General features: G+C 37.9%; 26 protein-coding genes and 2 pseudogenes. 26 read left to right on the top strand and 2 right to left on the bottom strand.

Features of this window, described 5'->3' with window-relative positions:
• Nucleotides 1-4: 4 nt before the first annotated feature.
• The 25 genes and pseudogenes from MHB43_RS23455 to MHB43_RS23335 all read left to right on the top strand — a co-directional run bounded on the left by MHB43_RS23455 (nucleotide 5) and on the right by MHB43_RS23335 (nucleotide 23618).
• Nucleotides 5-706 (top strand): SMI1/KNR4 family protein, encoded by a 702-nt coding sequence (locus tag MHB43_RS23455; RefSeq protein WP_339178236.1) that lies wholly within the window; start codon nucleotides 5-7, stop codon nucleotides 704-706.
• Nucleotides 707-1825: 1119 nt separating this feature from the next.
• Nucleotides 1826-2416, top strand: a pseudogene (locus MHB43_RS23450) (HNH endonuclease); the annotation flags it as partial.
• Nucleotides 2417-2433: 17 nt separating this feature from the next.
• Nucleotides 2434-2901 carry a DUF6985 domain-containing protein gene (locus MHB43_RS23445; RefSeq protein ID WP_339178234.1) on the top strand — a complete coding sequence of 156 codons (468 nt, stop codon included), beginning with the start codon at nucleotides 2434-2436 and terminating at the stop codon, nucleotides 2899-2901.
• Between the two features lie 173 nt (nucleotides 2902-3074).
• Nucleotides 3075-5012 carry a hypothetical protein gene (locus MHB43_RS23440; protein WP_405130508.1) on the top strand — a complete coding sequence of 646 codons (1938 nt, stop codon included), beginning with the start codon at nucleotides 3075-3077 and terminating at the stop codon, nucleotides 5010-5012.
• A gap of 2 nt (nucleotides 5013-5014) precedes the next feature.
• A complete protein-coding gene (locus MHB43_RS23435; RefSeq protein ID WP_339178226.1) occupies nucleotides 5015-5512 on the top strand; it encodes a hypothetical protein in 498 nt (165 codons plus the stop codon).
• A 221-nt stretch (nucleotides 5513-5733) separates the two neighbouring features.
• The gene (locus tag MHB43_RS23430; RefSeq protein WP_339178224.1) at nucleotides 5734-6276 is read left to right on the top strand and encodes a hypothetical protein; all 543 of its coding nucleotides are present in this window, start codon (nucleotides 5734-5736) and stop codon (nucleotides 6274-6276) included.
• Nucleotides 6277-6293: 17 nt separating this feature from the next.
• Nucleotides 6294-7259, top strand: a complete 966-nt coding sequence (locus tag MHB43_RS23425) for a hypothetical protein (protein WP_339178221.1) — start codon at nucleotides 6294-6296, stop codon at nucleotides 7257-7259.
• Nucleotides 7260-7276: 17 nt separating this feature from the next.
• Complete coding sequence (locus MHB43_RS23420) at nucleotides 7277-7732, top strand: hypothetical protein (RefSeq protein ID WP_339178219.1); 456 nt, start codon at nucleotides 7277-7279, stop codon at nucleotides 7730-7732.
• Nucleotides 7733-7903: 171 nt separating this feature from the next.
• Nucleotides 7904-10492: a DNA/RNA non-specific endonuclease gene (locus tag MHB43_RS23415; RefSeq protein ID WP_405130507.1), complete on the top strand. Its 2589-nt coding sequence runs from the start codon at nucleotides 7904-7906 to the stop codon at nucleotides 10490-10492.
• A gap of 15 nt (nucleotides 10493-10507) precedes the next feature.
• Nucleotides 10508-10972: a DUF600 domain-containing protein gene (locus tag MHB43_RS23410; RefSeq protein WP_339178208.1), complete on the top strand. Its 465-nt coding sequence runs from the start codon at nucleotides 10508-10510 to the stop codon at nucleotides 10970-10972.
• A 715-nt stretch (nucleotides 10973-11687) separates the two neighbouring features.
• Nucleotides 11688-12467 carry a hypothetical protein gene (locus MHB43_RS23405; RefSeq protein ID WP_339178206.1) on the top strand — a complete coding sequence of 260 codons (780 nt, stop codon included), beginning with the start codon at nucleotides 11688-11690 and terminating at the stop codon, nucleotides 12465-12467.
• Nucleotides 12468-12493: 26 nt separating this feature from the next.
• Entirely contained in the window at nucleotides 12494-13207 is a 714-nt protein-coding gene (locus MHB43_RS23400) for a pentapeptide repeat-containing protein (protein ID WP_339178205.1), read from the top strand.
• An 849-nt stretch (nucleotides 13208-14056) separates the two neighbouring features.
• A pseudogene (locus tag MHB43_RS23395) lies at nucleotides 14057-14383 on the top strand (deaminase domain-containing protein); the annotation flags it as partial.
• Nucleotides 14384-14406: 23 nt separating this feature from the next.
• Nucleotides 14407-15096: an Imm3 family immunity protein gene (locus MHB43_RS23390; protein WP_339178202.1), complete on the top strand. Its 690-nt coding sequence runs from the start codon at nucleotides 14407-14409 to the stop codon at nucleotides 15094-15096.
• Nucleotides 15097-15550: 454 nt separating this feature from the next.
• On the top strand, nucleotides 15551-15772 hold the full coding sequence (locus MHB43_RS23385) for a hypothetical protein (protein ID WP_405130506.1): 222 nt from the start codon (nucleotides 15551-15553) through the stop codon (nucleotides 15770-15772).
• Nucleotides 15769-16008, top strand: a complete 240-nt coding sequence (locus MHB43_RS23380) for a hypothetical protein (protein ID WP_405130505.1) — start codon at nucleotides 15769-15771, stop codon at nucleotides 16006-16008. Before MHB43_RS23385 ends, MHB43_RS23380 begins: the two co-directional genes overlap by 4 nt.
• On the top strand, nucleotides 15989-16744 hold the full coding sequence (locus MHB43_RS23375; protein ID WP_405130504.1) for an endonuclease V: 756 nt from the start codon (nucleotides 15989-15991) through the stop codon (nucleotides 16742-16744). Before MHB43_RS23380 ends, MHB43_RS23375 begins: the two co-directional genes overlap by 20 nt.
• A gap of 10 nt (nucleotides 16745-16754) precedes the next feature.
• Nucleotides 16755-17309, top strand: a complete 555-nt coding sequence (locus MHB43_RS23370; protein ID WP_339178191.1) for a T6SS immunity protein Tdi1 domain-containing protein — start codon at nucleotides 16755-16757, stop codon at nucleotides 17307-17309.
• Nucleotides 17310-18005: 696 nt separating this feature from the next.
• The gene (locus tag MHB43_RS23365; RefSeq protein ID WP_339178188.1) at nucleotides 18006-19067 is read left to right on the top strand and encodes a WG repeat-containing protein; all 1062 of its coding nucleotides are present in this window, start codon (nucleotides 18006-18008) and stop codon (nucleotides 19065-19067) included.
• 185 nt (nucleotides 19068-19252) lie between these two features.
• A complete protein-coding gene (locus tag MHB43_RS23360; protein WP_339178185.1) occupies nucleotides 19253-19732 on the top strand; it encodes an antitoxin YezG family protein in 480 nt (159 codons plus the stop codon).
• A 387-nt stretch (nucleotides 19733-20119) separates the two neighbouring features.
• Entirely contained in the window at nucleotides 20120-20617 is a 498-nt protein-coding gene (locus tag MHB43_RS23355) for a hypothetical protein (protein WP_339178182.1), read from the top strand.
• Nucleotides 20618-20917: 300 nt separating this feature from the next.
• Nucleotides 20918-21499, top strand: coding sequence for a hypothetical protein (locus MHB43_RS23350; RefSeq protein WP_339178180.1), 582 nt, complete (start codon nucleotides 20918-20920; stop codon nucleotides 21497-21499).
• A gap of 37 nt (nucleotides 21500-21536) precedes the next feature.
• A complete protein-coding gene (locus tag MHB43_RS23345; protein ID WP_339178178.1) occupies nucleotides 21537-22433 on the top strand; it encodes a nucleotidyl transferase AbiEii/AbiGii toxin family protein in 897 nt (298 codons plus the stop codon).
• Between the two features lie 179 nt (nucleotides 22434-22612).
• Nucleotides 22613-23053, top strand: a complete 441-nt coding sequence (imm48, locus tag MHB43_RS23340) for an Imm48 family immunity protein (protein ID WP_339178176.1) — start codon at nucleotides 22613-22615, stop codon at nucleotides 23051-23053.
• A gap of 31 nt (nucleotides 23054-23084) precedes the next feature.
• Entirely contained in the window at nucleotides 23085-23618 is a 534-nt protein-coding gene (locus tag MHB43_RS23335; RefSeq protein ID WP_405130503.1) for an RNA 2'-phosphotransferase, read from the top strand.
• A 172-nt stretch (nucleotides 23619-23790) separates the two neighbouring features.
• Here the strand turns inward: MHB43_RS23335 and MHB43_RS23330 are convergent, their stop codons facing one another.
• A complete protein-coding gene (locus MHB43_RS23330; RefSeq protein WP_339178171.1) occupies nucleotides 23791-24648 on the bottom strand; it encodes an SDR family oxidoreductase in 858 nt (285 codons plus the stop codon).
• A gap of 111 nt (nucleotides 24649-24759) precedes the next feature.
• A complete protein-coding gene (locus tag MHB43_RS23325; RefSeq protein WP_150364426.1) occupies nucleotides 24760-25185 on the bottom strand; it encodes an Rrf2 family transcriptional regulator in 426 nt (141 codons plus the stop codon).
• 423 nt (nucleotides 25186-25608) lie between these two features.
• On the opposite strand from MHB43_RS23325, the gene MHB43_RS23320 reads away from it, so the two are divergent.
• Nucleotides 25609-26085, top strand: a complete 477-nt coding sequence (locus tag MHB43_RS23320; protein WP_026080959.1) for a DUF6790 family protein — start codon at nucleotides 25609-25611, stop codon at nucleotides 26083-26085.
• Nucleotides 26086-26109 lie beyond the last annotated feature (24 nt).

Below are 26109 nucleotides of genomic sequence, written 5' to 3'. Positions count from 1 at the left end.
TTCAATGGATGATAAACTGAAGCATTTAAGAAAATATAACCAAGAGATAAGATTGCTTACTCATGAAGACATCAGTAGTATTGCAATTAACCAACTTCCAGATGATTGGTATGATATTTTTAAAGAACAAGATAGCACAGTCAGAATAAAAAGAATTCTAGGAATTTGGAAAGAATATTTACGGATAGAATTACGCAACACAATATCTTATTTAAGCGAATTTCTTGTAGATGTTGAATTAATGCAATCAGGTGAGGATTTTTCGGTTCTATATACAATCAAAAATTCTAAGGGAAACATACTATATTACGAGGGACGTAATCCACAGGATCAATTTAACAATAATGAATTACGTGAAGTTTGGGAAAAAATGCCCAACTTAATTCAAAAATTCTATGAAGAAGTTCACAATGGTTTTTATTACTATGCTAGTGAATCTATGGGGCTAGTTCCTATCAAGTCTGTAACGTTTCTAGGAGACGAAGATTTAGAATGGGGGATAATTGATGAATTAGAAGAACCCATCGGGATTAATTTAGAATCATCTTTTGGTTTTTTCACAAATGGTATGGGAACGTATATAGTAATAGACTATCAAAATTGTAATAATAATAATGCGACTTTTTGGTCATCAAAAAGACAACCGAATTATAATATAAATTTTTGGAGCTATGTAGATGAATGGATTGTAATTGGTTTTGAATAGTTGTTTAATATATATGAGCAGTTACTAAATTTGTAAATAATTTTTACAATAATAACTTATTTTTGGAGTTACTATTCTGATTTATAAATTGCCGCAATGGGAGTTAACTGCCCAAGTCTGTAAAATAGATTGTGTACACTCTTTAACAGATTCAAGCTTGGAGCAGCTACCAAGTGCCGAATGACTCCATCATACAACCAATAACACATATAACCCATGTAATACCCGTATAAAAGATTTCGCTATTTTGTTTGTACGCACGGAAAAAGAGCGTCATATCCAGTTGTATATTTAGTTCAAAGATAAGTCAGACAGGCTCCAGTTATTTGACTGGGGCTTATTTGTTTTGAGGTTTTTTAGAAAGGGTTAATCTTGCGTTTTAAAATTCAAAACTTTGATCAACCATATAATGCATAAAGTTTTTAAGATTTATATTCAGTGAAAAAATATGAAAAATGACAAAAGATTTGGATAAACAGCATGGAGTCCGGGTTGCTCATGACTGCACATCGTATGATGCTAGAAAATCAAATGACGAAATGTAAAAAAGGCCTGGATGCGGAATTTAATTTTAAGGGCAGAGGAGGTTAGGCAGCTGGTTTTTTAGGCCAAGGCCGACATCCACAGGCAAGTGAGACAACGCCGCCTAAAGTGAACATGAGCCCATCTTCGTCCATCGTGCCCAAAGTGAAGACATTTGTCCGAAAGTATTGGGAAGACAGTCAGAAGATGGGGATCGTGTCGGGTGGAGGAAGTCACTGGAGCAATAACAAGAAGAACAAAACGGGCGAGGCTGCTTCTGGAGGCAGTAAGACAGCAAACAGTGAAACAGGATCGACCTCCAAACCTGTAGGGAACCCGTCGAAACCGAAACAAAATTCGGATAGCATACCTTCTTCGAAAATGAATGAACCTAATGTACCGACAACGCCGAAAAATAGCACGACATCGAAGACGAAACCAGAAAAAAATGAAACGCCGAATGAAGTGAATACGTGGAAGCCATCTCCATCTAAGAAAAAGGGCGAAGGTAAACCGCAAGCCGATACGAAACCGCCTAAATCATCCGAAACGAAAAAACCAGAGGAGAATACAAATAAACCGAAGGATAAACTTGAAGGCACTGAGGGGACGGGAAAAGGTGAAGATACTCCGCCTGCTTTCAAGCAAACTGAATTTGCCAGTTCTTATGAAGCAAGACTTAATCAGACACCTGCACCTGGGAATCCAAGAGTTGGTTTTGAAGGAACTAGGGGCGAAACTAAGTGTACTCTTAAGCCACCACCTGATCCTGAATTGAAGAAAATATTAGACGAAGCAGGGATTGATGGTATAGATTATAAGAATGCTGTACCTGATCTTTCACCTGTAGCAAAAGCGCAAGTAGAAATCGAATATATGCTAGGTGGCAAAGGAACTTATGGAGGAAAAGCCAGAACGTATAATTTTGCACAGTCAGATAAGAAGCTAGCTGATCAGCTTAATAATTCTCCAGAATTAGCAAGTCAATTTGGCATGAAGCCTGGTGGAATTACAGCAAGAGATATAGAAAAATACAGAGATAAAAATAAATTAACATGGCATGAGTTAAATGATGTTAATACAATGCAACTTGTCCCAACAAAGATAAACAGTACATTTGGACATCTTGGCGGTGTTGGGGAAATAAATGCGGGTGCGTTTGAACCTGGAGGATTTGCGAAAAAATAATAGGGGGAGATTTTAAAATGAAAATTAATGATTCAGTTTTTGGCGAACTCGAATTTGATTATGTTTGGACTAAGGGCACTACTATTAATTTTCTTGGAAATGAAACCGAAATATCACTCATTGTTAAAGGGGATGAGGACGGTAGATTTGATGAAGAACAGTATTTGGCATATCAAGCATTAATGAAAAATTGGGATCAATTGCAGCAAAGCTTCTTGCAACCAATTTTAGAATATTATCAACAAAAGCGTTATGAACTAGGTTATGATATTGCTCTTAATGAGAATTATCCTTTAGTTGATACAACCGACCAAATTCTTCAGATGATTGCTCTAGATGGAATTGTGGTCCCATATGGCGATATAAGAGAAGGTCGAGATATTGGAATACTTTTTAATTGCACATGGGATTCAGAGAATGGTTTAGGGTTGCGTTTATTAGATGAAGAAATAGCTGATGTAGGATACCAAGATGTTGCAATTTGATACCAGGCTAATTAAATCGTATAGCACAACCATATCCAACGAACCCAACATTAAATGATTCAAACATTTGATTAACATTCAAAAGCTCTTTCTTACTTGATTTATGAGTTGGAGAGAGCTTTTTGCGTGTCGAAAATAACTAATGGCTGCTTGACGGGGGTGGTAGCTTCATTTTGGACGGGGAGGCCAACGTACGAGCAGGTCTATTGCAACAGGAGGGCAGCAACAAAGCGCCTGTTCATGTGGCGGATCTGCCTCCGGAGCCGGAGCCACCGCTGATGCCGATTGAGGAGTACGAAGCGGCTCAGGCCGCAGCAGCCGCAGAGGCTGCTGCAGTGACGCAGGCATCAACGACGAATCCGAAAGATGGATCGTTGGCTGGAGCTGCGTTGGCCATCACTGCTATGATTCCGATCCTGGGAGCTCTAGGGGGGATTGCTGCCCAGACAGCCATCGGCGTAGGTATTGCTGCCGTTGCCACGGGTCTCATCGCGAGCGTGCCGAAGATAGGTTCCTTCAAGCCTTCGGCTCTGAATTTGCTGGACCGATTTACGAATGGTTTTGCTGAGCTCCAACAGCAGGAGAACGAAGCGAAATGGACGATGCTGGGTAAAATGCTGACGGCCGCCAAAGAGCTGACCACATCGACTTCGGTGACCGATTTCTTTAAGAAGTTGGAACAACAGAACAAGGAGATTAGCCTTGCTTATGAGCAGATTCCGAGTTACTTCCGTGAGAAGTGGGCGCGTGAAAAAATCCAACGTGACTTGCAGAAGTCGCTGGAATTTTTCAAGAGTGTGGAGAAAGACGATGTTCAACATCAAACCTTCTTTTCGCCCTATTACCAAGAAATTTCATGGGCATTAGACAGGGCGGGCATATATCATAATATTACCGTCGAGGAAGTAAAACATTATGATTTTTGGTTGCGTCAGGACCTGACATTGGAACAGATGAAATATCTGACACAGTTGATTTACAATCCGATTAGCGATGAGAAGTTCGTAGAGATGATCTACGATTATGAAATGCATCGCGATTTAATAGAGAACGGAACGATGACTGGTGGTAATCTAAGGGTCAGGACGCCAGACATTGAAGGAAAGGTCATGCAAGTTGTTGGTAACGGATTTAAAAAAGCAGCGACATTTGTAAAGAAGAAATGGACAGACGGCCAGAAAATGAGGATCGTTTCTGGGGGAGGAAGCGATTGGAGCGGGGATAAGTCGAAAAAAACGGGACAAGCAAGTTCTGGTGGTAAAACAGAAGGTGAACCTGAAACTAAACCTAACCAAGCGGGTAGTGATCAGAAGCCACCAAAACAGAAACCAAAAGATACCGAAACTAAGACGAATCCAGAAAAAAATGCTACTCCAAATGAAGTGAATTCATGGAAGAAATCTCTGCCAAATAAGGTTGAGGGTAATTCTGAAGCGGATACTAAACCACCCAAGCCACCAAAACCAGAGGGAGAACAGGATACAAATAAACCGAAGGGAAATACGGAAGGCACTGAGGGGACGGGTAAAGATTCAGTTAATATTCCAAAGATTGATTGGAGTAAGTACAACCGTGTAGATAATTATAAACCGACTTTTGAAACTATACCTGATGAAGCAAATCATAGGCTTGCATCAAAGCACTATGATGAGATCAGAAGTGTGGGTATGGAAGATATTGAACAGGTTGCAAAAAATACTGGTTTATCAGTAGAAGAAATAAGGGCAGTGAAGCAACACATTTTTCTTGATTCACATAAAATACCATTGAGTGATAAAAGCTATCGAGTAGGTCACTTTACTCCAGATGCTGATTTTGGTTACGCATGGAAGCAAGCACAAAAAGAGAAAGCGTTAACACTTTCACAAAAAGAGTGGTTACAACAAATGATTAAACATGAACTTACGGAAATTAAACTTATGAAGCAAGGATATCCATATAAAAACCCTAATGCATACAATTCTGACTCGAATACCTTTGGTTCTGATCCTCCAGGAGCACACGATGCAGCTGAGCCTCAACCTAGAGGTGAGTTTGATGGGGCGTTTAGCTATAATCTTAAAGAACAAGGTAAAATAGAAAAACAATTAGAAAGAGAAAAAGGAGAATGAATGTGGGATATTTAAGTCAGGCAATTAAACGTATTTCCTTAATAGATTGGGGTTGTCTTGGAGAAAAGGAATTCGTGTCACAGAGTTATTTGTGTAGAGAATATTTAAGAAGAGCAACCAAATTTTTAAAGAATTATCCAGGTACTTGTATACCTCCTTTTATTATGATTTCAAATTCGATCATTGAGCCACAAGAAAACATTGAAATGATTGAAATACTGAATGAAATAAATAATTCTTACCACAAAGCTCTCGTTACGAGTTACCTTGAATTATGCGCTCTTATTGATGAAAAAAATCCAATAGCTATGGATAATAAGGATTTGTTTGAGCCAGCAATAAAGCTATATGAAAGGGGTGGCTTTTTTTATAGAAGGGAAGGATATTTATATATAAATGGTAATTCTATTATAATTGCAGATGTTGCTTGGGATGAAAAGGAACCATTAGATATTAGTGATGAAATCTTGGATGCGCTAGATAATCGGTCTGCCGAGTGAACTATTTTTACATTTTAAATATTAGTTAGTGGAATTATATCATCATTCAACCAATATCAAATATAACCCATGTACAGATTCCTCCATTCGGTTGTAAGAAAATTAGATGCTTTAATTTCATAGCTATTTCGTTACACTGAATAGGTTGATTATGGTCAGTTATTACCGTAATTGACCTCTTTTTTGTTATCTTCTTTTTCTCACAGATTTTAAATAAGCTGATGATCAGTCAAGACAACGGAGCAAGGTATCCAATCAATCAACTAAATACTCCAGATGATATAAGTAGTAAATTTGATTTATCCGGTGTAGAAGGGTATGAGCGAAAAATCGATAATACAGAATATTATGATCATGATAAGGGTGACTTTGGAGAGGAAGTTGCGAAAAAAATCGCAATAAACAACAATCTGGGTAAGGATATTTCCGATCAATTTCAAGTTGGTAGGAACGGAATAGATGGAGCCTTTTTGTCCAAAGGTCCGCCTCCTAAATTAACCATGATTGAGGCTAAGACTTCCGAGTGGGGAAATTTCAACTATTCAACAGAGCAAAAACTCGGTGGTCCAAAATATTTTGAAGTGATGTCAAGCCGTAAAAATAAAAGTTTTGCGGATTTTAAAGCAAAGTACAAGAAACTTTTAAAAGATAACCCAGGGTTGGAGTTTGAATATATCAGAGTAGAAGTTGATATTTCGAAAACTTCGGTTGGTTTTGGAGTAGATGTTGTAAAAGTAAAAGATTGGAGTAAAGAGATAAAATAAAACATAAGGAGAACACAATGGTTAATTCAAAAAAAATGCATTTGGCCTACAAAAAGTATGTCAAAAACTTTGTTGATAGTAATGCCGTAATTGAATACGAAGAAGGTAAAAATGAGATTGTTGAAATCATCGATATTAATGATACAGAGAGAGATCATATTCTATTAATTGATATGGATAATATATCTTCCTTTTGGTTAGAGGTGTGGAAAAATGACGTATTGATTAAAAACGGTCGAAATGTAAGTGCGCTAAAAAAAATTCAACAAATAAAATTTTATCAGTGCATGGGTAGGCATATTTATAGAGAGCGTTATCCGAGCATGAAATTGATTGATTATTCTTTTGAGTATAGCATCATCGCATTAATACACTTCAATTTATATGGATGGATAAAAGAGGAAAAGGTATTTTTTGATTTTATAGTCAAATATCTTGGAGATAATTTAATGGAAGCAAATGATTGGAATCAACATATTTGGTTTTTACTAGAGTTATACCTCCAACATACCAAGCAAGAAATTGAGGGAACTAATGAATATGTTCACTTGGCTGTGAAATCCGCATTAACAGATCGGGAACAGCCATGTGGCTTGATTCCAGAAGAACTTGGAATCTACAGAGAAGTATTGGAACACTGGAATACGCCTGATTTGGATGGAATTACGCGTTTAATTGGAAGAATGTCCGAACATCATTCCATGCTTGCATCGGAGTTAGGGAAATCGCTTGAATTTGGTAATTATGATTACGCTTTTTATCCTTATGAAATTTTGTATTTGCTTCATGTGAGAAAAAAACAAGGTCTGCCCAATCCAAGTCATTTTGATGATTTCCTGATGAACTCACCGGAGGCTAAAATGAACATTCAAGATCCTGAACCGTATCCAGAGTGGGATCCCGTTCTACGAATGATTGACGACTTTTATCGGAAAAACTATCCAGAGTATATCCCGAACCACCATGGAGTTCTGTTTGAGTAGGAGAGGAGGAAGACTGCATGGCAGATGAAGATTTGGTGCCGTTAATTTTCGATGATGCAGAGGATATCGACATGATTTTGAATGATCCGGATGAATCACTGGCGTATTATAGTATGCTGAATCATGGCTTAGCGACCAAACGGTTTTTATTTCTGGACTACAAAGGAGAAGTGGATCAGGAAATCGTCAATTACATTTTAGACTATGAGTATGCCTATGATATCGAATTGGGAACTGCAGATCAGCTAGAAGAGTTGGGAGAGTTTGACTACAAATATCTACCAGAGAAAATTAGGGAGGTGAACAAGCTGATTTCTCGAAAAGGTTACGGTTTATTTTCTTATCCGACAGCAGGAGACTTCTATGCATTGTTCATCGCTGAACTTAAGCATGAGGGTGCGCTAAATCAAGTGGATTTATTAGAAGATGAAGATATTCCTGAAAAAGAGCGTCATATCCAGTTGTATATTTAGTTCAAAGATAAATCAGACAGGCTCCAGTTATTTGACTGGAGCTTATTTGTTTTGAGGTTTAGAAAGGGTTAATCTTGCGTTTTAAAAGTCAAAACTTTGATCAACCATATGATACATAAAGTCATTAAGATTTATATTCAGTGAAACAAAATATGAAAAATGACAAAAGATTTGGATAAACAGCATGGAGTCCGGGTTGCTCATGACTGCACATCGTATGATGCTAGAAGATCATCATATGCGAAAACCACGATCTATCTGCTCTTGATGCCAGAGATTGGTGACACGGTGGAACTGTACATTCCTGGAAGTCGCGAGTCCAAGGCTTATATTCGTCATGCAGTACCCGAAAGCAAGCGTTCGGTTTCCGGTGGAACGCAACACAAAATGTGGGGCCACCCTGACGGACCATCTATTGGTATGTCATCGGATGAGGTGACCGTACAGGCTGGAGCTGGATTGGTCATCACACTGAATGACCAGGGTGTAACGATGCAGAGTGCAGGTAACATCTCGATTCAGGGTGGTAGTCTATCACTTAAAGCAGGTCAGATTAAAGCAACCGCCCCTGAAGCTATTTGGCTTCTTGGCGGAGGAAGCAGCTTTATATTGGATGGACAAGCTGATGTTCGTGCTGGACTGCTCCAACAGGAAGGCAGCCATAAGGCACCGGTAGTGGTAGCTGATTTGCCGCTGGAGCCGGAGCCGCCCCTTATTCCGCTTGAACAATATGAGGCAGCTCAAGCAGCAGCTGCAGCCGAAGCAGCTGCTATGCAGCCTTCCGTGGTTAACATGAAGGAGGTTTCCCTGTTTGGTGCAGCGGTCGCCATGGCGGGCATGATCCCCGTTTTGGGTATGCTTGGAGGTGCACCAGCCATTGCGGCACAGGCCGTTGTCGTTGGCGCTGCAGCAATCGGCTTGATCGGGAACATCCCAAGTGTAGGATCCTTTAAGCCTTCGGCCCTACAACTTCTGAATCATCTGAATGGTGATTTCGTGGGCAAGATGCAGCAAGAAGAGGCTTATAAGCACCAATTATTTGGTAAAGTTGTCTCAGCAGCACGAGAGTTAAGCACGGCTACTTCCTTTATGGATTTTGTGAAGAAACTGCATCAGCAGGAAAAGGAAATTAGCCAGATGTATTATCAGATTCCAGGCAATACGAGGGAGCATTGGGCTCATCAACAGGTTGACCAAGAGTTGAAGGAAGCACTCGTGTATTATGGGGATGTGAAGCAGAATGACATTAAATATGAACTCTTTTTTGGCCCTTATCATAACGGCATTGCTCGAGATATCGGAAGAATAGACATCACCGCCGAGGAAATGGGTGACTATAATTACTGGCAGAAACAGAATCTGACGGTCGAACAGAAGAAGTATCTTGCCCGGCGAATTATGGCTCCCATGAGTAAAGAAGAATTATCTACCCTGATGGGTGAATTCGAGCAACATGAGATGACTATGAAAGGGTTGGACGGGGAGTTCAATGGATTTACGGGCAGAGTAAGCACGAAAAAGGGTTCTTCAGGTGTACCAGAGCCCTCAGACCCTCCAGGAACAACGGGTTCTCCAAGTGCTGCTTCTAAAGGAACAACGACGACGACAGACAAACCGGCTACAAGCAAAACAAAGACATTTGTGAAAAAGTCAAAAGATGTGATTGTTAAAGCCTTCAGCGATTATTATAAAGAGAGCCAGGTCATCCGGTTTCAGCCTTGGGGCAACTTGGGAAAGAACAAGCCCAAAGAGTCGGGGAATGCCGGGGAAGTGGGTTCTGGAGGGAAAACAAGCTCGAACGCTGGGAATAAGTCAAGCGACGGGGCAGGAACAAGTTCCTCCAGCAATGGCAAGAAACCGAATCAGACCCCGAGCAGTAGTAAGAAGTCGCAATCGTCAGGTGAAACGGATGCTACTGCATCGAGTCCAGGTACAGGGAAGAAGTCTGGCGATGGTGAAGAAACAGGACCATCAAGTAGTGGAAAGATAGAGGATCCAACTCCGAATACCAGTAAGAAGACCCAAACATCCGGAGAACCTGATACTACAGGATCAAATACAGGTACAGGAAAAAAGTCGAGCGAGGGTGAAGGAACAAATTCATCTAGCACTAACAAGAAAAATAATCAGATTCCCAACAGTCATAATCAGTGGAAACAAGATTCATCGAAGAAAAAAGGAAAAGGTAAAAATGATAAAAAGAAAAAAGAGGAGGAACAACGTAAAAGGGAAGAGGAAGAAAGACAAAAAAGTGAATCAGAGGCTGAGGGGACGGGTGGAATTGGTAAGGTTGATAGCCCGGCTGATGATGTTTTACGTGATGGAAGTCATATAGTAGATGGGAAGCTAAAGCCAAATGTAACATATAAAACTGGTGAATATGAATATATCTATAAAACTGATAGTGAGGGAAGACTTGAAAAATTTACTGCTGACGATTTAAAATTAACTGAGAGGGGTAGCAGATTACCTCATGATCCAGTTACTCCAGGCAAAGAGCCAGGCGACCATGCGGGTCATTTGGCAGGGGATAGATTTGGTGGCTCACCAGAAATTGATAACCTTGTTTCTCAACTAAGTAATGTGAATTTAAACCAATATAAGAAAATCGAGAATCAATGGGCTAATGCGATTAAAGAAGGGAAACAAGTAAAAGTAAATGTTGAAGTGAAATATGACGGAGATAGTGTGCGCCCATCTAAATTTAATGTGCAATATGAAATTGATGGGGAAGTTTTTTCAAAGAGTATATTAAATTAAAAAAGGCAGGTTACTATGAGCAAAGTATTTGAAGATATTTTTAGTGAACTTCAAGCGGATATGGTCTCCATTTGTTTAGAGTATGTTCACAAAAGAGCGGAAAAAATATATATCTATTGTTCATTTGAAGAAAGAGTTATTTCCAGTGATTTCTTCTGTTTTATTAACGGTAAGCTTGTAAAGAAACACAAACTTAACGATGCATTAGATGATAGTTATGGTTTTCTATATGACATATCAGTCGAAAGACAAAAAGGCGTTTTGAATATTATTAATGATGATATTGAAAAGATATATAGATCATGCGACGAACACAAAAGAGAAATGCCAACTGAAATAAAATTGGTATATGATGTTACAAAAAATAGCCTTAAAGCAGAATATAAATATGAACGGGTTTATTCAAATGATCCTGTAAAAACTGCAGACGACATTGCAAAGGAATGGTTCGAGCAAATTCAAAAAGAACATAGCGCTTAAGATGATTTCTCATCTACTTTATATCACGCAAAGCTATGAGCATCTTTTAAAATATTGAGAATTAGTAGTGCCGAATGAACCCATCGTTCAACCAATAACACATATAACTCATGTAATACCTGTATAAAGATTGATTTCTTCATTTCGGTTGTACGCATATCAAATGCTTTAATTTTATAACCTAAATAACGCTATTCCTATACATCAAACAGGTTGATTATGGTCAGACACCACCTTAATTGATCTGTTTTTTGTTATCTTCGTTTTCTTGCGTTTTTTTCGAAACTTTAGAATAAGCCGCCACGATAGGGAGGCTGAAATAGCGGTAAATCGCATCTTTTAGGATAGATACCACCACAATTAAGAGCAAGGCGGCTAAAACGAAGGTTTTTTCATATCGTCCGCAACTCAATTAAACCGTTCAGCGATTGTTAAAGCGAAGAAAGAACTCTGCTGATGAACAGTTGATATAGAATAAGGTGGATACAGACTTGTGGAATAAACTTAAAATGTCAATTCCTCTGTGAAAGAGCGCCGTTTCTTGGCATAGGGATTCACTAGATGCTACGGTCTATGATTCCGTCTGAGATTTTACATGGAGATGAACCGGCCGTCGCAGCACAGGCAGTGTTTTAATCAAAAAAATAGCGGAGTCAGATGGGGAAATATAAAAACAATATACAATTAAAATGTTTTATTAGTAAGGAGAATATCTATGAAGCCTGAGTTATTTTCGATTATAATGTACCCGACAGTTGATTTAAACCAGAGAGAAGTACTAGGCCATATACTGGATGCGTTTGAGGCAACCGAGAAATTTACTCCTACCCATTGGGGAAGTAATGAGATGGTTAAAACCGGATATAACCGCAATGAAATTTTTGAAAAAGTATTCTCAGTTTGTGGTATTTCTGAAGTTCATCTATATCGCAATAAAGCTGTGAAATTTTCTGGCAGTTTTGAATTGAATATGAGTTCACGTTCTTTTTTGAAGTTTGATTTTCATAAGTCAATGCCAAGAATATTGTGGCCAACGTTTTTTGAATTATCTGATAAAATTGCAGAAATTGTAAAACCTAGCTATGGAGTTACACATATTTTTGGAGAATCTTATTACCCTTGGAGTAATGAACATCAGAAACAGCATATCTGGATGGATGCATGCTCTTATCCTGTACCTGTCCAATTTCTTCAAAATGGACCTTTAGGGGTGGGATCGCGAACATATTTTGGCTCTTATATATTAGATATGATTGATCGGGAAGTTTTACTTAATAGTCCAGGTGTAGTTTCTAAACTTAACTGGGGTGGCATCGGTATTGATATATTCAATGGGTCATTTGAAACTGAAGAAGATAGGTTAATTGATAACTGGTTACGTGTAATGAAATACTTGGAACCATCCCAAGTTTTCGCTATCCCATGTTTTGATGAAGATCGGATGGGGGTGTCGTTCCATCCGAATATGGTTTGGAAGGAATATCTAAGAAGATGAATATGATATTTGAGAGGTGGAAGTGAATGGTTCAAAATAGAGATGAAAGAACAAGGATTATAGAAGTTTTCAATAGATCAAAATCCAATGATGAGGTCATTGATGGATTAGATATTAGCGATATGGATCTAACTTTCTTGGATTTATCACATGTTATGGCGGATGGAGTTATTGCAAAAAGGGTTTTATTAAAAGCATCTTCATTAAATGAAGCCTCTTTCTTGGATTGTGATTTTGAACAAGCTGACTTTAATAACTCCAGTTTAGAGGGAACGGATATTGCAGATTGTTCCTTTAGTAGAGCGAACTTCTATAAGGCAAATATGAAATATGCAAAAATAAACATAAGCATGTCTTCAGAAGCATGTTTTGGCGAAGTGAATTTATCTCAAGGAGAATTAATTGGATCAACTTTCATTAATTCGGATTTTCGTAATGCAAATTTATCTGATATCAACGCTAGTCAGGTGAGTTTTTCTGGTACGGATTTAAGTAAATCTAATCTATCAAATGGAAACTTTGAAAATGGGACATTCTTGAATGCAAACTTGTCTGAAGTCAATGCTTGTAATGCTAATTTTATCGAGGGGGACTTCTCTGGAGCGACACTTTGTAATGGGAATTTTACAGACGCTAATTTTATAGGTGCGAATCTTGAAAATGTAGTTTGGAAAGGGGCTATTGTGGAGGGGGCTCTATTTGACGAAAATGTTAAGGATAAAATAATTAAAATGTTATAACGATAAATTCTAAGTGGTAGAAGAAGACTAGTTGTCTAAAAGTCAAATTAAAATAAATCAAACTAAGTATGAATTCGAAGGATTTTGATTTCAAAGGCTTATTCCAACCTAATCAACGAGGGGGATGAGTCTTTTTTTTATTGAATAATTGTTCTAAGTAATAGAGACGATAAGATTCTGATTAACCTTAAAACTAAGTAAGAATGGAGCGCTGGGAATAAGTCAAGCGACGGGCAGGAACCAGTTCCTCCAGCAATGGCAATAAACCGAATCAGACCCCGAGCAGCAGTAAGAAGTCCAAATCATCGGGTGAAACGGATAGTACGGGTTCAAGTTCAGGTACAGGGAAGAAGCCTGGGAATGGTGAAGAAACAGGACCATCAAGAGTGGAAAGATAGAGGATCCAACTCCGAATACCAGTAAGAAGACCCAAACATCCGGAGAACCGGATACTACAGGATCACATACAGGTACAGGGAAAAGTCGAGCAAGGGTGAAGGAACAAATTCATCTAGCACTAACAAGAAAGATAATCAGATTCCCAACAGTCATAATCAGTGGAAACAAGATTCATCGAAGAAAAAAGGAAAAGGTAAAGATGATAAAAAGAAAAAAGAGGAAGAAAGGCAAAAAGGTGAATCAGAGGCTGAGGGGACGGATAAAGTTCCAAATGTAAGTCATGGAAAAGTATTCCTAACAAGAGTAATTGATTTAGAAACAGAAGGTTTTATTATTGATAAAGTTAAAGTGTTAAGAAGTAAGCTTTCTAATAGGATTAAAGGTGATCTAAATTTTGCGTATGCGAAGGTAGAAATTGAAGGAATTGACAAGAATTAATTTTATTCTCATAGTAGTTTGAACGGGGATAATAAGGAAAAGACCTATGCTGATTATTCATTAAAACCAACAAAACCAAAGTACGAGGCTAATGAAGCACCAGATAGGAGTGGTAATGTAAGATTAAGAGACAATGATACTGAGTATAAAATTCTCAATGATTTGGCCTCTAGACTTGATAAATTGCCAGATCCATCAAAAGCTCGTGGAAAAATTAAATTATTTACCGAATTAGATACATGTGGAAGTTGTAGTAGAATTATAGAAAAGTTTCACAAAGATTATCCCAATATTGATATTGAGGTAATCCATAATGGTGATAAGATAGTTGAGCCATAAGAAATTTATTGGGAGGACATAAAGTGAAACGAAACTATGAGGCTTTATTTGGAGCTTTTTATGAAAACTATTTTTATTTTAAAAGTGAGGGAATGAGTGGTCCTGAAGCTCTTGCTTGCACATGTGAGGCATACTTCGGTATGGATAAAAGAGGTGAAATGGAAAAAGCAGTATTGTCTATTGCGGAAGGGAGAATTCATTTAACACATTCGAAAATTTTTGTCAAATCGAAACAAAAGATAATTGATGCATTAAATTCTCTAGATTTAAATAAGTTACAACATGAAATAGCTCCAGATGACTATCAGGACATATTAGAACGAAGAGATATGGTGCTTGATGGAATTGAAAGTATACCTGTAGATTATAGTCCGAATACAAGATATTACTACTTTGAAATAGAAAAGGAAGTTAAAAATTACTTTGGGATTTTATTCAATGAGAAGAAAGATGCAATTGAGCTTGTTGAGGAAATAATGGAACGATTCGAGCGTGAATGTAGGAGTACATTAAGTGAAAAAATAGTTGTTAGAACAACACTTGCAGAACTACTTATCAGATATAGAATTAATGCTAAAGGGGAGTTTTTGAAAATAAAAAATGAATTAGAGCATTTTGATATGAATGATGTGGGGGAACAATTGTCAGAAAATGAAAAGTTGGATCTTTCTATGCGAATCAAGGAAGTCTTAACTAAACTTCAAAATTTATAGATAAATTTGTTTTTTCAACGATCTGTATTTAGAATGATACAAACAACAACGCCACAATGCGAGCTAAACGCTGTATTGTGGTTTTTTATCCCCCTTTATTATCCAAAAAATCCAAACTAAAGTGTACCTTATGAGATGGACACTTTAAAAAAAGTCCATCTCATAAGGTACATTTTAGAATAGAAAATATGCCAGACGACATTTATGATTCCTATAGTTTGTATACACATGGTTCAGGATCGCATGCTGAGGTGTATGCAGCTAATAAGGCATTATTGGATAATCCGAGTGCTACTATTGATGATATCTTAATATATGTGATAAAACCTGGAGGCTCATCAAAGCCAGTCATCGATATACCATTCCAAACATGTCCGCACTGTAATTATATTTTACGGGATTTTAAAATAGAATCTGATTTACCCAAATAATCTAAATGAGTGGATGATATTAAATGATTGATGTTAATATTTTGCGAATGGAAGATGTATTGTTAACAGGTATAGAATTTACTGATGATGTTTGTTTTTCTGGAAATAGTGGGCAAGAAGTTTTTGATAAACCGATAGAGGATGGAGGGAAACCTATATCTGGTCTTTTATATGAAAGATACGATAATGGGAATTTAGCATATTACTCTTACTATAAAATGGATTGGCTGATGGAGACTATGTGAACTATTATGAATCTGGCAGAATTTCAAGCTTCCAGAAAATGAGCAAAGGTGTAATAACAGGAGAATTTATCTCTTGGTTTGAGAATGGTAATCATAAATCAATCGCGAATTACAAATATGGATTTGCCATAACATATAGAGAGTGGGATATAGAAGGGGTACTAATTAATGAAAAATTAGAGCCAAGTGAATTTGAAAAGAAAATGATCGAAAAATATGATGCGCGTGCAAAATAAGTTAATGAATAAAATAATAGATGAATTTGATAAAATTCAGTATGATTTAACTCGGAAAATAAAATTAGAAAATGATTTCCACAAAGAAAATATTCTGCTGATTGCAGGTATTGACCTGGCATATTGGGAGGAAAATGAAACGACAATTGCAGTTTGTTGTATATGTGTCGTGGATTTTATGACGAAAAATGTTATAGAGACGAAATCTATGACAGATGAAATTGCGGTCCCGTATATACCAGGATATTTATCTTTCAGAGAATTACCATTAATTTTAAAAACATTTAACACCTTAATTAATGAACCAGATATCGTTATGTTTGATGGAAATGGGTACTTACACCCTAGGAATATGGGGATTGCAACGCATGCTTCCTTTTATTTAAATAAACCAACAATAGGTATTGCAAAAAGCTACTTGAAAATTGACGGGGTTGATTTTATTATGCCTGATGAAGAAGAAGGGGCTTTCTCTGATATTGTGATAAATAACAAAATCTATGGGAGAGCATTACGAACACATAAAAGTGTAAAGCCCATTTTCGTCTCCTGTGGTAATTGGATAAATATCGATACTGCTACAGACCTTACATTAGCGTTAATTAATAAGGAAAGTAGACTCCCTGTACCAATCAGACAAGCAGATTTAGAAACAAAAAAAATGAGGGGAATTGCAAGTAACATGACCAAAGAAGAAAGAGAATCAACCTTTCTAAATATTAAATTAAAGTACTGAGGTGACTTGTATGTCAGATAAGCCAACTGCGTTCCAGTTTTTTGTGTTAGAAGAGAAAGCATCGGATACAGTTATCGAAAATTATAAAGGATTAATTCCTACAGAAATTACCGATATTTGGAGTGAATACGGCTTTGGAAGTATCCTGAATGGTTATTTGAAAATAATAAATCCTGATGATTTCAAGGGAATATTAGTAGACCTGTACGTTAGACATGAGGATTCAATTCCATTGTTTACTACATCTATGGGAGATCTAATTGTTTGGGAAAAAGGAAGATACTTAAACCTACTTAATTATCGGAAAGGTACGGTAAATGTAATAGCTGCTGGATTTGATTTCTTCCTTGAAGATATAAACGATGAGAGTTTTTTAGAAGAAGAGCTAGATTGGTTACCTTTTACTGAAGCAATTGAAAAATATGGTGAAATAAAATTTGATGAATGTTTCGGATATGTTCCAATTCTTGGACTTGGTGGATATGAAAGAATTGAGAGTTTAAGCAAAGTTAAACTTATTGAGCATATTTATTTAATCACTCAATTTATGGGGCCTATCGAATAAATTGCAGTATGAACAATGAACGAAAATCATAGCCTGCCAGCCTATTCCAACTTGGACATTTCTACGGAGGAATAGGCTTAATTTATATCTGGTGTGAAATTCATTGGACCAAACAGAAATAAATAAAACAATATAAATTCACACGAACTTAGTGAAAATCCTGGTAAAAACTATACTTGTTGAAATACTAATTAAATATGAAATTAAGGAAAACGAACAGATTTTAGAATTTGAAAATGATTTGGAAGAATTTGATTTAAATGATGAGGTGAAAAATTAACAGAAGATGAGAAGAGAGATCTATCTATTCGAATTAAAGAAGTAATAAGTTAAATTTATCCTAGATTTTTCTGTACCTTACCTTAACCCTCAGACAAAGCAGGGCACTATCGCTGGGAGTCTACAAAACAGGTCATTCAAGCTGTTCATTATCAGAGCATAGAATTGTAGCTGTGAGCAGCTAGGGAAAGTTTTTAAGGAAACAGTATGAACATAAAGTAATGTTTCACAAAGTCAAAGTCGTGTAAGTGTTTTAACGTCCGTTTAGATGGTTCTGTACGAATGCTTGTAAGAAGCCCGGCAAGAAAATACCTAGTTTATCTTAATCATTAGACTGTTTCAATTCTAAGAGGAAAACAACCATACGGGAAAACATGGTATCACTTAGAAGTTGCAGCATAATGGGGTTTAATCCGTATGTTATACATATATTCCCTGAAAGACAAAGGTAGAAGAGCTTTAGATGGACGTTCTTTGCCAAGTCTGCTTTTTAGTTATGAAGTATTAGCAGTGAAAAAGAAGATTAATGGGAGAATTTATAAAATGAAGGATAATAATCTTTATAAAATTAAAATAAATGAGAAGTATGGTTTTATTAATAAACAAGGTGACATTATAATTGAGCCTTCTTATAAGGCTGTAAACAATTTTTGTGAAGGTTTAGCATATGTTTGGACGTTCGATGATAAGGAAGGATATATAAATACTGAAAACGAATGGGTAATTGAATTGAGTGCCGACTTTCTAGGGGACTTCGAACATGGCTTAGCATTGGTTTATTATAAAGGAAAGTATGGATGTATTAATAAGCAAGGAGAGTTTGTAATAGAACCAATCTTTGATAGAATACATGGAATAAATCCGGGGTTTTCAGTTATAGCGGAGAAAAACAAGAAAGTAGGTATTTTTGGGGTATCTGGTGAAATTATTATAGATCCAATTTTTGATGTTATGGGTACATTTTCAAATGGATTGGCTTTAGTAAAGCAAGGGACAAAATTTGGTTTTATAAATGATAGAGGTGAGCTGAAAATTGATTATCAATTTAATTCAGTATCCAATTTTTCAGAGGGATTAGCTGAAGCCTCAGTGGACGGTGAATTCTATGGCTTTATTAATCAACAAGGGGAGTTTCTTATACAACCTGAGTATTATCAAGTTTCAAGTTTTTCCGAAGGATTAGGAGGATTCAAATTAAAAGCAAATGGAAAATGGGGATTTATAGATCACTTGGGGAGTAGGGTTATCAAAGATAAATTTCAAAGTGTAGGTGAATTTCAAAATAATTTAGCACCAGTTGAAAGTAAGGATATGTATGGATACATTAACAAAAATGGAAATTATATTATTAAAAATATATTTACAACAGCTGATTCTTTTTACAATAACCTTGGCTGTGTTACATTTAATGGAGAATGGGGCTATGTGGATGAAGGAGGAAAATGGGTATTCAAACCCAGCAATTTTAATCTTTGGTAAACGGAGGTTTTGTTCAAAGTGGAAAATAGAAAACAAGTACTAGAATTGGTGTTAGAACGATCCCCATATTTTGAATATTTATGTAAATGTGTTTAATCAATGATAGTTTGATAGTAGAGTACTCGATAGATGGAGTAGGACAAAGAAAATTACAATAGAGAATTAAATTGGAGGTTAGAGGAATAATGGAGCAACAGATGGATCCTCTTTATCCCATGATAGCAGAGCATATTCTAAGTATGATACCTAGTGATAACTGGAATGAGATTTATTTGTACGCCGAAATACTAGATGGATCCAGAGAGGTATACTTTTATTTCAACACTTCTGAGAATGAGGAGTTTATATACTCTCATGATATTCCTGAAAAATATAGACTGATTGAAAAAACTTATGATAACTTATTATTAGAATTACAAACAAAATTTAAACAATTAAGACAAATTTTTATAGACAATGATCAAGAGACGTGGACAAATTTAACCTTAACTTTAAAGCATCCTGGTAAGTTGAAAATTTATTATGATTATGAAGATGTAATAGCTTCAACTGTAACCCCAACTCAAAGACAAATGATTTTTGAGTATAAATATTTAGGATTACTTCCTGAAAAAGAAAAGAATAAACAGTTCGTAAAGAATTATTTAAATAGTCAAAATAAATAGCTGTAGAAAAAAGCTAATGTAAAGTAATTGTGTTATACGTTATAGGTCCAATTTAGTTATTTAACAGCATAATTGAGCTGTTTTTTGTTTTCTTGCCTTTTTATTAAATTTAGTCGTAGATGTAACACCCTAAATCAATCGGAAGTATAAAAAAAGATGAATCACAAATTTTAATATGAAGGTAAATATTGAGTAAGGAAATCAAATAACAATTGAGGGGAATAAATTTAAATTCGAATAAAGTGAAAATGGTATTTAAACGATCCTCCTGGTGCACATGATGTAGCTCCTGATCAAACCTTCATTTAAATTCCCAGGAGCATACGAATATTATTCAAAAAAAGTTCTTGGACAATAAAAAATACAAAAGATGGAGCGAAATAATTGATGGGAAATTTTAATCAGGCAATTAAGCGTATTGCTGCAATAGATTGGGGTTGTATTGGAAATAAGCAAGCAAGATCACATGTTCACTTGAGTAAAGAATACTTAAGAAGAGCATCAATATTTTTTCAATATTATTCTGGTCCGTGTAGGTATCCTTTTATTATCATTTCAAATTCAATAACTAAGTCACAAGTAAGTGTTGATGAATTACAGATACTAAAGGAGATACATAATAGTTATGTTAGAGAAATTGTTACCAGTTATTTAGAGTTAAACGCACTCATTGATGAAGGAAATAAAATTGCTATTGATAATAAAGATTTGTTTGAGCCAGTAATAAAGCTATATGAAAGAGGTGGCCATTTCTTTATAAGGGCAGGTTATTTGAATGTAGCTGGTGCTACTGATTTTCTTTCGCTTGCAAATCGAGTTAAAAGGGAACCACTTGATATAAGTGATGAAACCTTGGATGCACTTGACAATGGGCATATTGATTAATTTATGGATTTATTCGGATTATTAAACAACTTACAATACTAATACAAGATCGTACAATACATGAACAAAAGGATAAGCTTCTCAGAAGATCTTTCTTACTTGAATTATGAGTAGGAATGAGCTTTTATTTGGTTTCATGAGAGTCGGAAGAGCATTCTCCTTTAACACAAATGTGGCACAAAACTTATCAGATTTTTTGATATGCTATGATTAAGCTCCCTCTAGTCATAGGTAGTAAGTTAGTAATTAATGTTGTACCTTGCCAATGGAGATGACAAAAACCAGTAAGGAAGTGACCTGATGGAATTTGAATATCATGTAACCATGCGTGATCTGAAGCGGAACAAGAAAGAGACCTTTATCAACATCTGTAATGAAGAGAACGTGAAGCCCGTGTTGATCGTATTGGACCAAGGTGAATATATTAATCAGCCAATGATTACAGGCATTGTACATAGCGCGAATTACGAAGAAGTGAAGAATGTTATTGAAGAGGTTGCCGCCAAGTTTCGGGATAACGGATTCACAGTTGTTCGGACGAAGGTGGAAATTCCGGCTAAGGAAGAAACGTATTTTGATCAGCCGATGCTGGCGCAGTCGAAGCCTTATTTTGAATGGCACGGTAAAGTATATGTTGATGATGTGGGCAGGTTGAAGCAGTTATGCGCCGACTCAGGCGGACATATCTCACGGAACTCGCTGAATGCGGATGGGAAAGTTAGATTCGTAACCGTCCGGGAATATGAGAGTGCAGAACATTTTTATCGTAGAGTGGGAGAAATTCATGACATTTTGCAAATGAACAAGATCGAACTGTTAAAACAGCAATATGAACTGTGCATCTATGACAGCCGGGAAGAACTGGATCGTGGATGGATCTAATTGGATGTTGAGTACGATGAATGGAGGAGGAGAACGAGTGTCAGAAAAAAATAAAAAAATGCACCTCCTAAATGAGGATGAGAGATTCATTGTTGTGTTAGAAGCTCTATTAAAACGCGCTTCTCTAGTGAATAGTCCATTTGTATTAAAAGGAAGCTTATTAACAAGACAGTATTTGGAGAATCCCAATATTCGTTATGTGGATGACATCGACTTTCTGTATACAGGTCGAATTGAGACTGAGGATCAGGCCAATGCAGTATTTACAGACTGGATGATCCGGGTAACGGAGATGGACCTGAATGACGGTATCATATTCCGAAGCTTTCGGGAGAATGCCTTCTGGAGAAGAATAGACTACGCGATGGCGGATGATTTTCCTACGGTGAACACGGAGCTTGCCTTTTATATTGATAGTGAACCAAGGAATGAAAATGAGTATGAGGATGAACTGCATCTTGATATATCTTTTAACCTCGACTTGGATGAGAAGCCTGTTACTCTATCCTACCAACCCATGGTTGGTGAAGCTTTTGTCGTTCCTTACACTGTACCACTCTCCATCCAAATTGCATGGAAGCTGCATCAAACGATAGTGAGGCCCAGGTTTAAAGACTTGTATGATTTGCAGCATCTGTTGTCTAACCCGTTATACGATCAGCAGGCGCTCAAGGAGACAATGCAGACCCTGGCCAACGAGTGCAGCATGGACCCAGCTATTACGAGAGAGGATATGAAAAAGATACTGGTTGACGATCTGCATGATGTATTTTCGAGGTTAAAATACGATTATGACTTGCAGTATTATGCCGCAAGCCGTAGTCCTGAAGTGTATTTTATGGAGTTTGTATCGGAGCTGCGCCAAACGATGAATCACGTTGGTATTAACAGTGACGCATATGAACATTTACCAAGTTGCCCCACGCATACATAAAGATCTTCATGCACTGAAGAAGCAGACCTAGAAGCTTTCTGTAAGAAAACTGCTTCGGGAGCATTCACTTCGCCTTTATTCGTAGATGAATTTGAAACGTACACCCCAACTCCGATACAATGTTCTCATAGAGTCTGAGAGAATGGATCAAATACGGTGCAGAAATGGAGAAAAAAAATATGACTGAATTTATCAACGCTGACGATATTAATGACGTAATTCTGGCTGCGGCGGCAAATGAGCTGGAGCAGATGGTGGACAAAATATGTGAGCTGATGGGCACGCCATTGGAACAAACGACGGAACTGGAGCGTCAGGTGATGGCTGCTTTTGGGTTTGGTGCGGTGTATGGTATTACGAACAGGGATCAGCTGGCGGAGCCACAAGCGCATGCACTAAGTATCCGGATGCTGATTAAGCCGTTTAACTACAGTGAGCAGCAGGCCGTCGACTTTGCCGACGATCTGATTCGGGTAGCTTCCGATCGTGAGGTTCATCCGGTGATGAATACGATTATCCAACGTGGGATTGATGGACACCGCCAATTCAATCAGGAAGATGATGAAGGATTGGAACGTAACATTCAGGAGATTTTAACAGCGGTTCAATCGCAAAAATAGACGGTTTTATTAGATGTGGGAGATGATTGCATTGGATCTGATGAAATTAAGCAAGGAACTCTCATACGCTCTGCGACATGCACCATGGGAGTATGAACTGGATGAAGAGGGTTGGGTGGAAATCTCGCAATTGCTGGTGGCTTTACATGAAAGTCCGCAATGGAAGGAAGTCACGCAAGCCGATCTGGAGCAGATGATTCAAGCCTCGGACAAAAAGAGACATGAAATCCGTACAGGCCGCATCCGGGCATTGTATGGACATTCGACACCGCATAAGATATCGAAGATATCTGCTGAGCCACCGGAAACCCTGTACCATGGGACCCCGGCACGCGCAGTGCATTCTATTATGGAACATGGCTTACAGCCGCGACAAAGGCAATATGTACATCTGTCCGCAGATATCGATACGGCCAATCAGGTGGGACGAAGACGGGATGATCAGCCTGTCATTTTGAAAATCAATGCTGCTCAAGCGGCCATGGATGGCATCCTCTTTTATCATGGAAACGAAAATATCTGGCTGGCCGATCATATTCCCGCACGTTATATTCTTGAGCAATGAGTGATGAACGGTTGTGGAAAGCATAAACACCTATCTTGAATTACAGCAGTCGCAATCAACGGGGAGTGTACAGTCATCCGTTCAACGTGTATATCATTGTATTGATCTTTAACTACACCAAAAAGGGACGCATCCAACATTTGTTGGTGTGTCCCTTTCTCATATCCAAAACTTACTTGCCTACAATTAATTTAATACCTTCGCTAAGTGGTTGAGCCGGACGGCCAAGCAATTTCTCTAAAGTATCACTTTCTACAGCCAATGCGCCTTCACGGATGGCACTTTGCATATCAACAAGCATCGATACGACAAAGTCCGGTAGACCTGCGCCTTTCATGATTTCAGCGTAAGCGGCATCGTCCACGTTCTGCACGTTGATTTCTTGTCCAAGCACTTCACCAACAATGGCAGCCAGTTCAGCTTGCGTGCGTAGCTTGCCGGACAATTCATACACAGTATTCTCATGTCCTTCTCCTGCGAGTACAGCTGCTGCAGCATGGGCGTAGTCACTGCGGGTAGCCCAGCCTACTTGGCTGTTGTTGGTGGCATGAACCCAAGGCGCACCTTGCGTAGCTGCTTGCACACTGCCTGCTTCATTTTCCAGGTACCAGTTGTTACGCAGGAAGGAATACGGAATGCCGGATTCACGAATAGCTTTTTCTGTAGCGCGGTGAACTTCCGCCAGGGAAAGGGTATTTTTCTCTGCATTCACAACGCTTGTATAAGCGATGAATCCCACGCCTGCGTTCTTGGCAGCGTCAATGGCAGCCTGATGTTGGCGAATTCGCGTTTCATTGTCACCATCAGTCGAGATGAGCAACAGACGGTCTACACCAGCAAAAGCTTGCTCTAAAATCTCCGGTTGATCGAAATCACCGTGACGTACGTCAACGCCTTGAGTGCGGAGTCCTTCCGCTTTCTCTGGATTACGCACACTTACTGCCACATCCTTGGCAGAATTGTTTTTTAACAATGCCTCTACAACCAGTGAACCCAAATGACCTGTGGCGCCAGTAACCAAAATTTTCATTTTCTTTTCCTCCTATGATATGTGTTGTTGGTTGCATATGGATGTAATCAAATATGTTATAACAGGTGTGATTACAACGAAAGGGTTAAAAAAAGCTCATGATGAGCTTTTTTATTCAGAGACATGAATCTGATCCATCATCTGCTGTATGGTTACACGATTCAAGCGCTGTTCCATGGCTGTCTGAGCCTCAATGAGTTCGGCACGCAAGGTGTGTTCAATCATGTTGCCGACCGGACATTTCGGATTCGGATGTTTGTGAAAGTTAAACAATTCCCCATCTTCCACCACCTCAAGCGCTCGATATACATCAAGAAGGGTAATCTCAGCCGGATCTTTCAACAAGGAAGCACCGCCCACACCGGGTCTGACGTCAATCAGACCAGCCTGTTTCAGCTTGGACATAATCCGCCGAATAATCACGGGATTAGTATTCACACTCTGCGCGATCACATCTCCGGTACATTCATTGGGCATAACAGCGATCAGGGACAGGGTATGAACCGCAATGGAAAAGCGACTGCTGATTTGTCTCATGCGATAATCACCACCGTTGTAACTATAATAGTTACAAAGAGATCGAATGTCAATTCTTTTATATCATAGGTTAATTGATCGTTGCTGTTATCCTGTAATCGTAGATGATCAAACAGATGATAATTGAACTATCACCCATGTCAAATAAATGAGTTGTGGTTCTTTTGAAGCGTTAAAAAAGAAGTAGAATTCAAACCTTTTAATGTAATAATAGGGCTAAATTCCTATTATTTTCAAGTTAAATGGAACTATATGGTTTTCTTGTTTGCGTATAGAAGAATAAAAATGACAAAAGCTTCGACAAAATAGAAAATTATGTATGAATTGACAAAAGTAAAAGCGATTATATAATGTGTGTATCTACAAGATTGTACATTTAGTTACAAATGATTCCAAATAACAAACGGCGGGAGTGGGACAAGCATGTGGTTTTTGGTTCTATGGTTGTTAGGTCTAATTTCAGGGGGAGTACACCTATATGTGTTAGGTTTTCCCGGAGAAATGAGCGAGATTAGCAGAGTATTGCTGCTTCATCAGTTTGTGGTTACGTTTGGATTGGTTGGAGTGATTGGTTATGTTGTCAACATTGCCAGAGCGGATCAGACAGCCAAAATGTTAGGATGGCCTGGTGGACCATTTCAGGTTAAATACGGTTTTTCCCAGGTAGGGCTTGGAGTTATGGGGATTATGGCCATCTGGTTCCAGGGGAACTTTTGGGTTGGTGTATTGGTAACGATGTACATATACGGATTAAGTGGTCTTTGGTCACATACTTATGTCATGATTAAAAATCGCAAGGCAGATGGAGACAGTATCGGGAATCTCATTATGGATGTGGTGTATCAAACGTTTATCACGGTTCTCTCCGTATTGGCTGGCGGAATCTGGGTAATGCACTAAGCTGTAATTGATTTTTTGCCTTAC

The sequence above is a fragment of the Paenibacillus sp. FSL H8-0317 genome (assembly GCF_045040685.1).
In the GTDB taxonomy this organism is placed as follows: Bacteria; Bacillota; Bacilli; order Paenibacillales; family Paenibacillaceae; genus Paenibacillus.
This window is presented reverse-complemented; position numbering and strand designations above follow the sequence as displayed.